Origin of the sequence: Megasphaera sp. UBA4382 (assembly GCF_002391155.1) — a bacterium.
GTDB lineage: Bacteria > Bacillota > Negativicutes > Veillonellales > Megasphaeraceae > Megasphaera > Megasphaera hexanoica.
The window spans coordinates 67,310-82,388 of the sequence record NZ_DGRS01000086.1; the positions used below are offsets into that span (position 1 = coordinate 67,310).

Annotated in this window: 15 protein-coding genes; 6 read left to right on the forward strand and 9 right to left on the reverse strand. The window is 40.8% G+C overall.

Annotation, left to right across the window (positions count from 1 at the left end; translation table 11 throughout):
* Positions 1–13: 13 nt before the first annotated feature.
* Genes B4H10_RS11260 through B4H10_RS11280 form a run of 5 tightly spaced genes read right to left on the reverse strand, consistent with a single transcriptional unit; the run spans position 14 to position 3,040 of the window.
* Positions 14–295 (reverse strand): hypothetical protein, encoded by a 282-nt coding sequence (locus tag B4H10_RS11260; RefSeq protein ID WP_292016941.1) that lies wholly within the window; start codon positions 293–295, stop codon positions 14–16.
* On the reverse strand, positions 288–530 hold the full coding sequence (locus B4H10_RS11265; RefSeq protein ID WP_292018872.1) for a 4Fe-4S dicluster domain-containing protein: 243 nt from the start codon (positions 528–530) through the stop codon (positions 288–290). The genes B4H10_RS11260 and B4H10_RS11265 overlap by 8 nt, the downstream gene beginning before the upstream one ends.
* Positions 531–542: 12 nt before the next feature.
* Positions 543–1,067, reverse strand: coding sequence for a 2-oxoacid:acceptor oxidoreductase family protein (locus tag B4H10_RS11270; RefSeq protein ID WP_292016943.1), 525 nt, complete (start codon positions 1,065–1,067; stop codon positions 543–545).
* Between the two features lie 12 nt (positions 1,068–1,079).
* Positions 1,080–1,901 (reverse strand): thiamine pyrophosphate-dependent enzyme, encoded by an 822-nt coding sequence (locus tag B4H10_RS11275; RefSeq protein ID WP_292016944.1) that lies wholly within the window; start codon positions 1,899–1,901, stop codon positions 1,080–1,082.
* Positions 1,902–1,912: 11 nt separating this feature from the next.
* Positions 1,913–3,040, reverse strand: a complete 1,128-nt coding sequence (locus B4H10_RS11280) for a 2-oxoacid:acceptor oxidoreductase subunit alpha (RefSeq protein ID WP_292016945.1) — start codon at positions 3,038–3,040, stop codon at positions 1,913–1,915.
* Positions 3,041–3,299: 259 nt separating this feature from the next.
* Here B4H10_RS11280 and B4H10_RS11285 point away from each other — a divergent pair, with 259 nt between their 5' ends.
* The gene (locus B4H10_RS11285) at positions 3,300–5,249 is read left to right on the forward strand and encodes a sigma 54-interacting transcriptional regulator (RefSeq protein ID WP_292016946.1); all 1,950 of its coding nucleotides are present in this window, start codon (positions 3,300–3,302) and stop codon (positions 5,247–5,249) included.
* A 44-nt stretch (positions 5,250–5,293) separates the two neighbouring features.
* On the opposite strand, the gene B4H10_RS11290 is transcribed toward B4H10_RS11285, so the two are convergent.
* On the reverse strand, positions 5,294–5,497 hold the full coding sequence (locus B4H10_RS11290) for a helix-turn-helix domain-containing protein (RefSeq protein WP_059075608.1): 204 nt from the start codon (positions 5,495–5,497) through the stop codon (positions 5,294–5,296).
* A 606-nt stretch (positions 5,498–6,103) separates the two neighbouring features.
* Between B4H10_RS11290 and B4H10_RS11295 the strand changes: the two genes are divergently transcribed.
* On the forward strand, positions 6,104–7,351 hold the full coding sequence (locus B4H10_RS11295) for a M20 metallopeptidase family protein (protein WP_075581562.1): 1,248 nt from the start codon (positions 6,104–6,106) through the stop codon (positions 7,349–7,351).
* 216 nt (positions 7,352–7,567) lie between these two features.
* Here the strand turns inward: B4H10_RS11295 and B4H10_RS11300 are convergent, their stop codons facing one another.
* The 3 genes from B4H10_RS11300 to B4H10_RS11310 form a co-directional block, all read right to left on the reverse strand.
* Positions 7,568–7,828, reverse strand: a complete 261-nt coding sequence (locus B4H10_RS11300) for a Txe/YoeB family addiction module toxin (RefSeq protein WP_170088017.1) — start codon at positions 7,826–7,828, stop codon at positions 7,568–7,570.
* Complete coding sequence (locus B4H10_RS11305) at positions 7,821–8,153, reverse strand: type II toxin-antitoxin system Phd/YefM family antitoxin (RefSeq protein ID WP_349678354.1); 333 nt, start codon at positions 8,151–8,153, stop codon at positions 7,821–7,823. Before B4H10_RS11305 ends, B4H10_RS11300 begins: the two co-directional genes overlap by 8 nt.
* A gap of 83 nt (positions 8,154–8,236) precedes the next feature.
* Complete coding sequence (locus B4H10_RS11310) at positions 8,237–8,869, reverse strand: NAD(P)-dependent oxidoreductase (RefSeq protein ID WP_292018873.1); 633 nt, start codon at positions 8,867–8,869, stop codon at positions 8,237–8,239.
* Between the two features lie 208 nt (positions 8,870–9,077).
* Between B4H10_RS11310 and B4H10_RS11315 the strand changes: the two genes are divergently transcribed.
* From B4H10_RS11315 to B4H10_RS11330, 4 genes are all read left to right on the forward strand, one after another.
* The gene (locus B4H10_RS11315; protein ID WP_113856338.1) at positions 9,078–10,985 is read left to right on the forward strand and encodes a sigma 54-interacting transcriptional regulator; all 1,908 of its coding nucleotides are present in this window, start codon (positions 9,078–9,080) and stop codon (positions 10,983–10,985) included.
* Between the two features lie 603 nt (positions 10,986–11,588).
* The gene (locus B4H10_RS11320; RefSeq protein WP_059076602.1) at positions 11,589–12,785 is read left to right on the forward strand and encodes a CaiB/BaiF CoA transferase family protein; all 1,197 of its coding nucleotides are present in this window, start codon (positions 11,589–11,591) and stop codon (positions 12,783–12,785) included.
* 25 nt (positions 12,786–12,810) lie between these two features.
* A complete protein-coding gene (locus B4H10_RS11325) occupies positions 12,811–13,713 on the forward strand; it encodes a hydroxymethylglutaryl-CoA lyase (protein WP_059076601.1) in 903 nt (300 codons plus the stop codon).
* 69 nt (positions 13,714–13,782) lie between these two features.
* Positions 13,783–15,057 carry an SLC13 family permease gene (locus B4H10_RS11330; protein WP_113856339.1) on the forward strand — a complete coding sequence of 425 codons (1,275 nt, stop codon included), beginning with the start codon at positions 13,783–13,785 and terminating at the stop codon, positions 15,055–15,057.
* The last annotated feature ends 22 nt before the right edge of the window (positions 15,058–15,079 follow it).

Genomic DNA, 15,079 nt, shown 5'->3' on the forward strand with positions numbered 1-15,079 from the left:
CCTGTCTGATATATTATTTTTCACATCCGATTTCCTGTACATATGTCAAAAGTAGTGATAGTTCATCATGAAAATGATTCAAATATTTATATTGCCGTTGCAGCTCATTACATATCAATTTCTTTTTTTCAGATGATAATTCTGCATCAGCAAAAGAGCTCTGCAATATATCCGCTTTTTTCAATAAATCACCTATTTGTATTTCAGGTTCTGCCAAATTATTGACAAGTCCGTTTCCAAGTAGGAGAACTCGTAAAATATCTGGCCAGTTTCCCATTTTTTTATGTTCATCCATGCTGCATACTCCCATTTTCGTGTATCGTAATAACAAAATCCGGACAAATATTGATGCATTTCAAACATCCAATACAGGTTCCATCTTCATTTACTTTCATATAATCATAACCTTGTGAGTTAACCTTACCAGAACGGCAGAACATCTGCTGCGGGCATACCATTTCACAATAACCACAAGACTTGCATAACGTTGAATCTATTTCTGGAAAAAATTTTCTATTTTTTGCATCCATAAAGTTCACCCCCTACGTCATAGTTCTAGCCGTTTCCATACCAACCTTCACGGCTTCAATATTCATATCTGCAATAGCTGGTTTAAATTTTTGTTTAATGACTTCGGCCAAACTTGTAAAACTGACAACGGGCACTTTTTCAATCATGGCACCGATTGCCACTAAATTAGCCATTTTAGGTGAACCAAGTTTCTGAGCTATTTCATGGAAGGGAATCCCATGCCAGCCCAAGGCATCACAGTTTTTCATCATGCCACAATCATATAAAACATTTGTTTTTATGTTTTTGTATTTATCGATTGCAATATCATTTAAAGCTATAATAATGTCAGGATGTTGAACTTTCTGATATAAGATTTCACTGTCACTTATGATGACTTCTGCCGAACTAAATCCGCCACGCTGCGCTACCCCATAGCTTTGGGTCTGCAACGCATTTTTTCCGTCTATAATCCCCGCCTTAGCTATCATGATTCCCGATGTCACCAAACCTTGTCCACCGGTGCCTGCAAAAATTAATTCATAGGTGTTTTTCATTGTATCCGCCCCCTATTTTCCCTGTGCCATATGCTGCCTGACAGACTGATACCGTGTCATGAAATCCGGTTCATCCCGGTCAACTAATTTTCCAGTTATGTAATAGCCTTTTTCTGCCGCATGATCTATTTCATTATATTTTTTTGCTGAAACGCCTTTTTCTTTTAGCATTTCCATCATCTTCACAGGCGTCTTCATTTGATTTCTGGGTCCGAACAAAGTTGTACACGGGCTGATTACTTCAATCATGGAAAACCCTTTTTTCTGTAGACCTTCTTTAATGCGGGTTTTCAATGCCAATCCCTGATAAGCTGTTTCTCTGGCAACATAATTAGCCCCGGCTACTTCAACGAGTTTACATAAATCAAATGCCCGTTCCGGATTACCTGCAACAGACGTCTGAGTTATAGCATGAGCTGGCGTCAATGCCGACATTTGTCCACCCGTCATTCCATAATTGCAGTTATTGACAACAATCGCCGTCAAATCAATATTCCTCCTTGCTGCATGAATCAAATGATTACCTCCGATAGTTGCGCCATCACCATCTCCCATGATGACAATAACGTGCAAATCCGGATTCGCAGCTGCAATTCCTTCTGCAAAAGGAAGCGCTCTCCCATGCGTAGTATGCAACAGATTTCCCGTCGTAAATTCGCCGGCTTTTCCCCAACATCCAATACCCGTAACAAGAACGAAATCTTTCTTTTCATATCCCAATTCTTCAATAGCCCGTAACATAGAACTCAATGTAATGCCATTACCACATCCTGCACACCACATGAGTGGCATTTTAGCTTTATTTAAAAACTGCTTTCCCGTTGCATATGCCATAACCATGCCTCCTACTCTATTGCCTGCATAATCTGTTGCGGCGTAATGCCTACACCACCACAAACATTTACACCAATAACCGGAATACTCAGATCAAATATCTTACGTACCTCTCCAGCAATCTGCCCAGAATAGTTTAATTCCGGAACGATTACTTTTTTTACCTGACCTGCATATTGAGCAATTTCCTGATTTGCAAAGGGCCATACCGTCTGCAATTGTAATACGCCAGCCTTTATTCCTTTTTTACGTGCTTCCTGAGCCGCTACTCTCGCCGCACGTACAGGAGATCCAGTAGCAATAACAAGCACGTCACAATCATCTACATCAAATTTCTTAGTAAAGATAATTTCTTCTCTATGCATTAACAATTTCGAATGAAGTTGTGCTACACGATGTTCACAGTTTTCTGGAGAATTATTGGCAAAACCATTTTCACCGTGCATCGTGCTGTTAATCCGTACAGTATATTCACTGCCAAACGCCGCCATTTCCGGAACGGCACCCGGAGTAAAATCATATTGCATGAACTGTTCCGGTGCACAATCCGGTGTTTTTCTATTTACGATTTCCATTTCACCTGGTTCAGGAAGAAGTACACTTTCACGCATATGTCCCACGATTTCATCAGGAGCCAGAATAACGGGAACTCGGAATTTTTCTGCCAAGTTAAAGGATTTGACAGCCAGTTCATAGCATTCCCGCACAGTTGCAGGTGCCAGACAGATGATTAACTGATCTCCATGACGCCCCCACCGGATCTGCATAAAATCAGCCTGTGCCGGTTTCGTTGCCAAACCGGTACTAGGGCCTACGCGTTGTACATCCACAACAACAAGGGGAATCTCACCTACGATGCCTACTCCCAGATTTTCCTGCATTAATGAAAACCCTGGTCCACTAGTAGCGGTAAAAGATTTCACCCCGGCTGCCGAAGCGCCTATGATAGCAGCCATACTAGCCAATTCATCTTCCATCTGCATGTACGTACCGCCAAGTTTTGGTAGTTCTCGTGAGCAAATAGCGGCAATCTCCGATGAAGGAGTAATAGGATATCCGGCAAAAAAGCGTGCGCCAGCGTAAAAAGCTCCTTGCGCTAATGCTTCATTGCCCTGAATTAATTGAGCTGTCCGTGTCATAATTACTCTCCTTTCAAGCTTTTCGTACTGTAATCAATCATTCATCATTCTATGTGAAATATTTATGCCAAAATAATTGAATTCCTGATTATCAATTATTCTCCTATTGCATTCCGCACGGTTATGCGGTATATTACAATTATTCATTGGTATTTTTTTCAAAAAAATCAACAAATACATTCTATTAATTAGCTTATTTTTGTTTAAAATTTATACTCTGTCTATTTTTTTTACGCATTTATGTGAGGATGAACAATTTATGAAACGGGCACAAATATTACTAATTTCAACTTACGCAGAATTGACAATGCAAGCAAAAAAGATTGCTAGAGAATTAGGCATTCCCATTGATGTATATGAAGGCGGCATTTTAAATAATGGTCATATCTATGCTGCCGCAAAAGCCGATTTATACGACGTTATCATAAGCATCAGCGGAACTGCCGAAACGATAAAAAAAATGGTTACAACTGTGCCAGTTCTTTCGATTGAAACGACATCAGGTGATATTCTAAGGGCACTAGGACAGGCAATCCGTTTTAACAAACCATTAACCTTAGTCAGCTATCAAACCAGCAAAATAAATGAATTAGAGGATTTAACCCAATTATTAAATGTAAAGTATCAACTTCTGCCTTATTCTTCAAAACAAGAATTCGAATCACAAATTTCACGTGTAATGGACTGGCATGATACGACTATAGTTGGACATGGTGGCTGTGTACAGGAACTGGCGCACCAAAAAGATATGGATTACGTGTTGATTAAGCCGAGTTATACCGCCATAAGACAGACACTCAGTTCAGCTAAAAATATAATAGAGGCCATTAATAAGGACAAATTTCAAAATAATCGCTTGACAAGCATCATCAATTATTCTTTAGAAGGTGTCATATCTGTTTCAAAAACAGGCGATATCACCTGTTTTAATACGGCTGCAAAAAAAATTTTTAATTTAGAAAAATCACCAAAAACAATCCATGATAAAAATATACCTCCACTTCTAAAAGAACTATTAGGGGACCGGTCCTTCATCCACGATAAGGTACTAAAAGCCACTCCGCAAAATCTTATTTATAGCCGTATTCCCATAAATATTAACAAAGACCTCGAAGAAACCATCATCATGGTACAAAGAGTATCTTACTATCAAAAAATAGAATATAGTACGCGTATGCAATTAGCTGCCAGAGGCTTAGTTGCCCACCATACATTTTCAGATATTATCCACTCCAGTCATATAATGGAGATTGTCATAAAGAACGCCAAGCGTTTTAGTAAGACAACGGCAACTATTTTGATTCAAGGAGATACAGGAACTGGCAAGGAATTATTTGCACAAAGCATCCATACGGAAAGTCAGGTAAAAAACGGCCCATTCGTCGCTATCAATTGCGCAGCCCTTCCAGAAGATTTGTTAGAAAGCGAACTGTTCGGATATGAAGAAGGCGCCTTTACCGGTGCACGAAAAGGAGGAAAAATCGGATTATTTGAATTGGCCCATAACGGAACTATTTTTCTTGATGAAATCGGAGAACTCCCTTTATCTATCCAAAATCGTTTATTGAGAGTCCTTCAGGAAAAAGAAATCATGAGAATCGGTGGAACCAAAGTGATTAAAGTAAACGTCCGTGTCATCGCCGCTACTAATAAAGACCTGTACGATCTCATGATGCAAAATAAATTCCGTCCAGATTTATACTTCAGATTAAATGTCCTGACATTAAAAATACCAGCCTTACACGACCGTCCTGAAGATATCAAAGGCTTAATCTGTTTCTTTTTACAGAAATATAATGTCCAATACAGCCGGAATATACTGATGTTTTCGCCCTTAGTATTATCTATATTAAAAAAATATCCCTGGCCTGGAAACATCAGAGAATTAGAGACCTTTATTGAGAAAATTGTAATCACAGCCGATTCTGACACCATCGACGAAACATTTATCAAAAATACACTAGAAGAATATACAGGAAATCACTTTAGCCTGGATAACTCAAAGCCTGATACGACTGTAATTCCTAAAGGCAATTTTTCCGAAGATCAAAGTCATATCGTTGTGAAGATTAATACATTAGAGAAAATGGAGGAAGAAATAATCAGACTGCTTCTGCAAAAAGAAAACGGAAACAAACAGAGTTTAGCTACCAAATTAGGGATTAGTCGTGCCACAATCTGGAATAAATTAAAAGAAAAAAAGGAATAAAAAGAACCCTGTCAGCACTTCCCCTATTGCTGGCAGGGTTCTTTCTATTCATCCTTCAGGCCTGTAATGTAATCCAGGGACACGTTATAAAAACGTGCTAATATAATCAACTTCTCCACAGAAATTTTTCGTTTTCCTAATTCATACATACCGTATGCTTCCTGTGTGCAATTTAAAAGTTTAGCAACTTCTCGTTGAGATAATTTTCGTTCCCGCCGCAATATTCGCAGTCGAGCATAGTATTCCATATATCTTTCCCCACCCTCCTATAATTATCTTAATTTAGTATAATACATTTTGCATAGTTTTGCAAAAATATTATCTATACGTTTTTCTTATTGCTTTAGGAGGTTCAATTTTTCTCACTTATATTAATAAAGATATCCTACTTTTTATTATAAATATTTAAGTATTGTGTCGCATTTTTTCTTCTCAACATATAGACAAAATACATATTTTCGCCATATAATCTATGTGTTATAATCATTTTCTGTAAAGTGCAGTATTATATTATGTTTATTTATGCTAATTAATATTAATATTTATATATTTTTAAAACAAATACTAGATACAAATCTATTTCATCCGATGTTTATTTCGGTGATTTATCAATCAAAATATAATTATATTATCATCGCAATTCATTGATATCCGGAAAGACATTCAAAGTTTTTATACACGAATGAGTTCCGATAAATATTTCTAAAATAAATGATAAAAAAATCATCCATTTGTTTTCTCTTTACTTTGATATATACCGTGATATAATGAAGTTGCCTATAGCAAAACAAATATTTTATTTAAAAATCTTTGCTAAAAGTCTGAAAATATTTCGAGAGGGGCTGTCTTTTCCAATGATTAATGTAAAAGCGTTAGCAGATGCTCACTATGATGAATTAGTTAAATTACGTCGTTATTTTCATGAACATCCGGAATTGTCCAACATAGAAGATGCGACATGCGATACAATCCAAAAAAAGTTGGAAGAATATGGAATCCGCACCGAAGTCGTGGAACACGGTGGCGTTTTCGGTTTTATTGACAATGGCCCTGGTAAAACTGTTCTGATGCGTGCCGATATTGATGGTCTTCCTATTCAGGAAACAGAAACCAATCTGAATCAGAAACGTGTATGTGTTTCCAAAAATCCTGGTGTAATGCACGCCTGCGGTCATGACGGCCATATTTCTATGCTGCTCACAGAAGCTAAAATCCTGCAGGAAATCAAAGACCAGTGGTCCGGACGCGTCATTTTCATGTTTGAACGAGCCGAAGAAGGCTCCGATGCGACACAGCACCTCATGCCGTACCTGCTCAAGCAGAACATCGATTACTGCTATGGCACCCATGTCCGCTGGGATGTACCGGCTGGTAAAATCAATGTAGAACAAGGAGCAGCCATGGCCGGCGGTTTTGCCTTCCAGATTAAAATCAAAGGTCACGGCGGTCATGGTTCCCGTCCAGACCTGTCCCAGAGCCCTATTGACTGTTTCCATGCATTCTATGGCAATCTGCAGGCACTGCGCATGCGCGATGTCAATCCGCTGGAATGCCTGACTCTTTCTATCGGTACAGTCCAGGCCGGCTCTGCCTATAACGTCATTCCGAATGAACTCTTCTTCGGCGGTTCATCCCGTTTCTTCAGTTATGAACATGCTGGCAAAAAATTCTACGATGACTTCCTCAAACTTCTCAAAAACGAATGCGACAACTACGATTGCACTTATGAACTGGTCCGCATGAAACAGCCGCTCTTGGAAGTCCGCAATAACCCGGTCTGCGGCGATTATGCCCGCAAAGCTGTTGCCAAATATCTCGGCGAAGACGCCCTGTACGATGTAGAACCTTGGATGGCTTCCGAAACCTTTGGTCTGACTTTGTCCCTCTTCCCGGGAGTCTTTACCTTTACCGGCATTGCCAATAAAGAAAAAGGCTGCGGCGGAAACCATCATACCCCCCAGTTTGATATTGATGAAGAAGGCCTGCGTGCCGGTGTCGTTGCCGGTGTCGGTTATACTCTTGAAATGCTCGCTGCCAAACCGGAAATCGAATTCAAACAGAATACAGAAGATCCGGTACAGCTCGGCCTGCGTGGTATGTAAGTCACAGCGAATCACCATAAAAAAAGTGGGGCTGTAACAAAATGAGCTTTATGAGCTCATTTTGTTACAGCCCTCTTTTAGTTTTCAGTTTGTAGTGGATAGTTTGTAAAAAGGATACGATAAAATAAAAGTTTTTCTTCAAACTTCAAACATCTCAATAAACAAGATGGCATATGTTTGCAAATGGTATTATGTTACAGCCAGTTCCTGTCTGATTTATTTTTTATAATGGTAACGACAGGCTAGAATATTAATAGTTTCCTCTTCTATGTTATAAATTAACCGATCTTTTTCATTGATCCGGCGACTCCAAAAACCTGCCAACGGTCCTACCAGTGGTTCTGGCTTACCAATCCCCGTATTGCCATTGCGGCTGATATCCTGAATCAACTGATTGATCCGTTTTAGCGTTTTCCTGTCTTCTTTCTGCCAATACAAATAGTCCTGCCAAGCATTATCCGTAAAGAGTTTATTCATCATCAGGCTCCAGCAATTCATGCATCCGGCTCTTTCCCGTTTCTAACTGCTGTTTTGATTCCATCAGCCAGCGATAGTTTTCTTTATTTCCCAGAACATGAATATTTTCCATCAGATTATTATACATATCTTCAGACAGGACAATGACATTCTTATTTCCCTTGCGCGTTACAACGAGCGGTTCATAATCTTCCACGATTCGATCCATATGCGCCTTCATGTGGTCACGGAATTGAGTATAATTGACAGCCATCATTTCAATCACTCCCTTTAATTTGATTATAACGTACGAATTTCTGTACGTCAATAAATAGGAATATATCATGAAAAATCCCCTCTTACAGGAAAATCTATAAGAGGGGAGGGTAAGGAGCAGGATGGCTATTCCTGCGTTATATTCAAAATGTCTCAGGCACGAACGACGGAGATGCGCTGCTTAATATGCTGGCCCTTTTCGATTTCATCGACCATGGCAATAGCATAATCAGCATAGGAAATAATCGATTCCTGCTTGCTATTCAGGGTGAATTCTTCACCGGCCAGGAGGTACTTACCTGTCCGCTGACCATCGGCCTGAAAATCAGCAGCCGGGCTGATATAGGTCCATTTCACATCGTTTCTCTGGCGTAATTCAGCCAGGGCTTTGCCCATGGCATTGGCCAGCGGTTTGAAAGCATCGGGGAAATCCGGCGTATTAACGAGCTGGGTCGTATGGTCTGGGTCAACATAGAGCGAACCAGCACCACCGACGATGAGCAGCCGGACATTCGTCCCGGAAAGGATATCGGCCAGATGAGCGGTCGTCGTCGAATGTCCCGGCAGTGCTTCCGGCGTCCAGGCCCCAAAGGCATCGATGACGGCATCGAAGCCCTGCAGGTCTTCTTTCGTCAAAACAAGGATATCTTTCTTAATATACGTCTTGGCTGGCGTTTCATTGATATCATGACGACCAAAGGCAACTACTTCATGACCTCTCTGTAAGGCTTCGGCAATAACTTTTTTGGCAACGCGGCCATCGGCTGCTACAACTGCAATTTTCATAGTATGTGCTCCCTTCTGAGAAGCCTGGCTTCTCACGACCTAATGTATTTGATGTAATATTTTTAATTACTTCTTGTAAGTGATACTATACCAGGTTCTCTGATTAATGTCAACTTTTTCATTACATTTAATCTATATTTAATTTTTAGAAGTTTCATGCTATACTACAGGTGTGTGATAAGTCGGAATACAGGGAAAAGAGAATATTATGACACAGATACTTTTAATCTCCCCGTCAGAAATGCTTGCAGAACAGATGAAAACTATTGCTGAGGAACGCGGCATAGGAATTGAAACTTGTACAGCAATTCTTGAAGAAGCAGAAAGTATTGCTATCGATGCAATAAAAAGAGGCATCAAGGTTATCATCAGTCGTAGTGGCATGGCCTTTTTATTAAAACAGAAATGCCATATTCCCGTTGTAGATACAAAGCTGACCAGCGGCAGTTATATCAATGCGTTTGAAAAAATCCGTATGGTCAATGGTCCAGTAGCATTTTTCTCTATCGATAAAATTCAAGATAACGTTCGATCTCTTTGCTATTTTCTTCATGTGGACGCCAACTACTACTATTTCAAGGATACGGAAGGTGCCCAGGCCGCCGTTAAGCAGGCCATAAAAGACGGTAATATCTTCGGTGTTGGCGGCGTCCTGACAAAAAAATTTGCAGAGAAATTGCAACTGGATTACTATACGTTGGAAAATACGCGGGAAGACATTGAAACGGCTTTGGATACGGCTCAGCAAATTCTACAATCCGTTTTGGAAGGAGAACGACGCAATCATATCTTGCAATTGCACTTAAAACGATATGAAACAATCTTTAACTATACTCACGACGGCATTATCGCTATCGATAAAAAAGGTAAAGTTGAAGTAGTAAATAAGCAGGCTGATGATATTCTTCCATTAAAAAATAAGCCATACGAAGGCCGTCATATTGAAGAAATTCTCCCAGAGACAAAACTACCTTCAGTCCTGCAAAATGGCAATAAAGAATTAGATGAACTGATGAAAATCGGCAACGTGATCATCAACACCAACCGTGTTCCTATTATTGTCGATGGAGAAATAGAAGGCGTCGTCGCTACCTTCCGGGACATAGAATCTATCAAAAACAGCGAACAGAAAATCCGCAGCAGCCTCCATCGCAAAGGGTTGGCTTCCCGCTATCGTTTTGCCGATATGATTGGAGAATCCCGCGCTATCCGCCGTGCCATCCGCATCGCCAAAAGCTATGCCCATACGAATTCCAATATTTTAATATCTGGTGAAATCGGAACAGGAAAAGAAATGTTCGCTCATGCGATTCACCATGAAAGCAACCGCCGCAATAAACCATTTGTTACCATCAACTGTACTAATTATTCATCACAAGCGTTACAAGCCGATCTCCTCGGGTATGAAAACGGTTTTTCCCCCTTTGGTATCAAAGGGAGTAAAGAAGGGGCATTTGAACTGGCTCATGGAGGTACGTTGTTTCTTGATAAAATAGGAGATTCCCCACTAGAAGTCCAGTCCTTATTGGCCCGAATTATTGATGCCAAAGAGGTACGACGGATTGGCGGCGACAAGGTCATCCCCATTGATGTCCGCATCATTGCTTCCACCAGTCATAATCTGACTAAAGATGCCAGCCAGGGCCACTTCCTAGAAGAACTCATGTATTCACTCAGTGTGCTTACTTTGCACATTCCTTCTCTTCATGAAAGGGACATGGATTATGTACTATTTTGTGATACCTGGTTTCATCGCAATTTTGGAGCCGATTACGTTCTATACAAAAAAAAGATTGATATTATCGTTCACTATTTCCAAGGATATGAGTGGAAAGGAAACATCCGCCAACTATCGAATATAATAGAACGGATCAGTGTCTTGTTAAAAAATGATATGACCGTAGAGGAAATCATATCCACTCTGCCCCATGGAGGAAACGAACTGATTCGGAATCAGAATGTAACATTAGGCAAATGGACTCGCTCATCTATTGTCGAAGCATTGACAGCCAGTCATCTTAATATATCCAGAACCGCCCGAATGTTGAATTGCAGCCGCAGTACATTATATAAAAAGATGAAGGAATTAAACATAAAAGTCAATAATATCCGATAGATTTATAAATATAGTATCAAAGGCATAAAGACACAGATTTTTCAGGAAGCATCCCGACAGTAGGAATGTCTGATATCCACTATTCCAACCAATATTTTATACGTTTTACTTGAAGAAGGAACCATAACAAGACGAAATTTTGATTTGTTTTGTTATGGTTCCTTCTTTTTATATACATATTTCTTTAATGCAATTACAGCATATTCATTAAAATAATTCCAACATATCATCAGTTTAAAAGTTTCCATTAAATTTTTTTCTTTTCTAAACAAACTGTACAAAAATGTATTGAGCACTTTGTACAATAATGGCCATTAGTCAACATATTTGCAGTCGTTTGCACGATTACTTTATTTAAAGACAGTGCTTTATTCAATTTATTATAACTTTATGATATTTACATATTGATACACAATAATACATTTTGATGCACTTTTGTACAATTACATAAATCTATTACATTTGATAATATCATAAATGCGGTTGTATAATGTGCTCGTCAAAAGGAAATCCAAAATACATATGTCCGGACAATTAACGTAAATGGGTTTCCAAACTTATCACACAAATTTATTAAAACTGTATTCCCGAAGGTGATTAATTATGACTAAAAAAGCATTAGAAGATATCGTTGTACTTGATTTGACCCGTGTTCTCGCTGGTCCGTATTGCACAATGATGCTGGCTGATTATGGTGCCAAGGTAATCAAAATCGAAATGCCCGGAAAAGGTGATGACACTCGCAGCATGGGGCCGATTAAAAACGGAGCCAGCATGTATTATGCCAATGTAAATCGCGGCAAAAAAGGTGTAACGCTGAACTTAAAACCTGAAGAAGGCAAAAAGATCTTTAAAGAAATGGTTAAAAAAGCCGATGTCGTCGTTGAAAATTACCGTCCCGGCGTCATGGATAAACTAGGTGTCGGCTATGATGTACTGAAAGAAATCAATCCCCGCATCATCTATGCCGCCGTTTCCGGTTTCGGCTGCTACGGCCCTAACCATAAACGTCCTGGCTACGATATCATTGCCCAGGCTACAGGCGGCCTCATGAGCATCACCGGTGAGCCGGGCGGCCATCCGCTCCGTGTCGGCAATGCAATGGGTGATGTACTTGGTGGAATGAACCTCACAATCGGCATTCTCATGGCACTGCATGCAAGAGAACTGACCGGGAAAGGCCAGCGTGTTGATGTCGCTCTCGTCGATTCTGTCGTATCCAGTCTGGAAATCGGCATCCAACGGTTCTTCGCATCGGGCAAACAACCGGAACTCATGGGCAACCGCTATGCATCCGCTTATCCCTATGACTCCTTCAAAGCCAAAGACGGTCTCTTTGTCATCGGTTGCGGTAACGATAAGCTCTTCACTCTGCTGTGCAATAAAGTCCTGATGCAGCCGGAACTACTGGAAGATCCTCGTTTTGTAACAAATATCAAACGTTGTGACCACCATGCAGAACTCAAACCCATTATCGAAAAATGGTCTTCTCAATATACTATTGATGAAGCTGTCGAAAAAATATTAGCCGCAGGTGTACCGGCCGCACCAATAAACGATTTGCCTAGAATCACTACTGACCCCCATATTGCTGGAGCCCGTGAAATGTTCGTTCCTCTCCATCATCCGGTTATCGGCGATATGAAAGTAAATGGCAACCCGGTGAAATTGATGGATACAAAAGTAGATATCAGTGTTCCAGCTCCCGCACTTGGTCAGGACAATGTAGAAGTGTATGGCAAGGTGCTAGGTCTTACAGAAGACGAAGTTAAGCAGCTACAAGATAAAAAAATTTTGTAATGTCCAGTGAGGAAGTGTATATATCATGACACAAAAAATAAATTTTGTTGAAGTCGGTCCCCGCGATGGCTTCCAGAATGTAAAAGAATTTATTCCTACAGAAGAAAAGTTGAAAATAATCGATATGCTCATCGACGCTGGTGTCAAATCCATGGAAATCGGATCCTTCGTCCATCCCAAAGCCATCCCCCAGATGAAGGACATCAAAGAAGTCGTCACGAAAACGTTAGAAAAACACGGTGATGAAGGCATCGATTTCTTCGCTCTCGTCCCTAATCTCTATGGTGCTAAAGCAGCTGCAGCCTGTGGTTTAAAAAAAATCGATACGGTTATTTCCGTCAGCGAATCTCACAACAAGGCAAATATCAACCGGACCGTAGAAGAATCCCTACAAGGGCTGGCAAAAATTCGTGAAGAATTACCCGATATAGATATTATTCTCTCTATGGCTACAACTTTTACCTGTCCCTTTGAGGGCATAACCCCCGTAGAAAATGTATTGCGCATCATCCGCCGAGGCGTACAGCTGGGTATTCACAAATACTGCTTAGCCGATACAATTGGTCAGGCTGATCCTAAAATGGTCCGCGATACTATAGCAATTGTAAAAAAAGTATTCCCAAACGAATATTTTGAAGTGCACATCCACGATACCCGTAATATGGGCGTAGCTTGCACGCTAGCAGCGATTGAAGCTGGAATTCCCAATGTCCAGGCCGCCTTGGGTGGTCTGGGAGGTTGCCCCTTTGCACCAGGTGCTTCCGGTAATGTCGCCTCAGAAGACTTAATTTACATGTTCAATGCTATGGATATGGAAACGGGTATTGATTTTGATAAGATGCTTGCTGCCGCAAAATACGAAACGACGATCATAGACGGAAATTTCAGCAGCCACCAGATTCATATTGGTGAACCTTGCTCTAAATAATTTTACATTATCCCCTAGGTTCTGCCCGGATACATATAATCTGGGCAGAACAGAAAGGAGTTGTTCATCATGAGTATGGATTTATTAGCAATTATCCTATTTCTCGTGGCGATTATATTAGCATTTGTCCGTCATGTCAACATTGGTATCGTAGCCTTAGCAATGGGCGTAATTTGTGTACGAATCTTTGGACTAACGGATAAAAATTTAATTAGCGGTATCAGTAGTGGCATGTTCTGCACACTAGTTGGGATTACACTCCTGTTCGCCATTATCAAACAGACTGGTGCTCTGGATTTGCTTGCCAAAAAAATAGTCTCCAGTACCGGGAATCGTGTCTGGCTTCTCCCCATTACAATTTACATCGCTGGTTTCGTTATCGCCGGTGTCGGTCCTGGGGCAATTCCAGCACTAGCTATTATCCCTGCATTGGCTGTCACCACAGCAATTCAAGTAGGATATGATCCACTAATGCTTGCCCTGATTGGCGAATTCGGACTTATGGCAGGCCGAATGACCAGTATCACCCCTGAAGCAGCCATCATTACTAATGCCGCAACCAGTGCCGGATTTGGTGATGTCATGCCAACGGTATTAGTTTGCCAGACACTAGTAACGTTTGTTTACGGTATAGTTGTGTTCATTGTATTTAAAGGATATAAATTAAAAGCCCCAAAACAAAATTTGACAGATACAAAATTGCCCTCTTTCACCAGAGACCAAATTTTATCCTTGCTAGGAATCCCACTCATGTTATTACTTATGATTGGGTTCAAAGTAAATATCGGTCTGGCTGCATTCTTTGCTTCTGCTATTCTCGTTTTATGTGGCGTAGCTAAAGATGGAGAAGCCCTGAAAGCACTGCCATGGAGCACAATTATCATGGTTGTTGCCGTCGGTGCCCTACTCGGAGTAGTTAACAAAGTAGGCGGTATCAAGCTTATGAGTTCTGCTATTTCTTCTATTATGACCAGCAGTACAGCTGTACCTCTCATGGGTATCTCTGCTGGTTTGCTCAGCCTGGTCAGTTCGGCACTGGCCGTTGTCTACCCGACCATGATGCCTATGTGTCCTGATATTGCCGCCCAGGTAGGTGGAGTCAGTCCTGTTGCACTAATGGCGGCTGTTGGTGGCGGCGGTTCACTCGCCGGTCTTTCTCCTATGTCAACAGGCGGTGCCTTGATTCTGGCAGCATTAGGAACAAACTTAGACAATTTCACCTCTACGCAGCAAACAAAGGTATTTGTCAAATTGTTAATTTTTGCCGGCGGTGCCTTAGTCCTGCTTGCTATTATATCAGGTCTGACCTATGGTCCTATTGCCGACATGCTATATCACAGCTAACTTCCTATGCATGCATCCCATA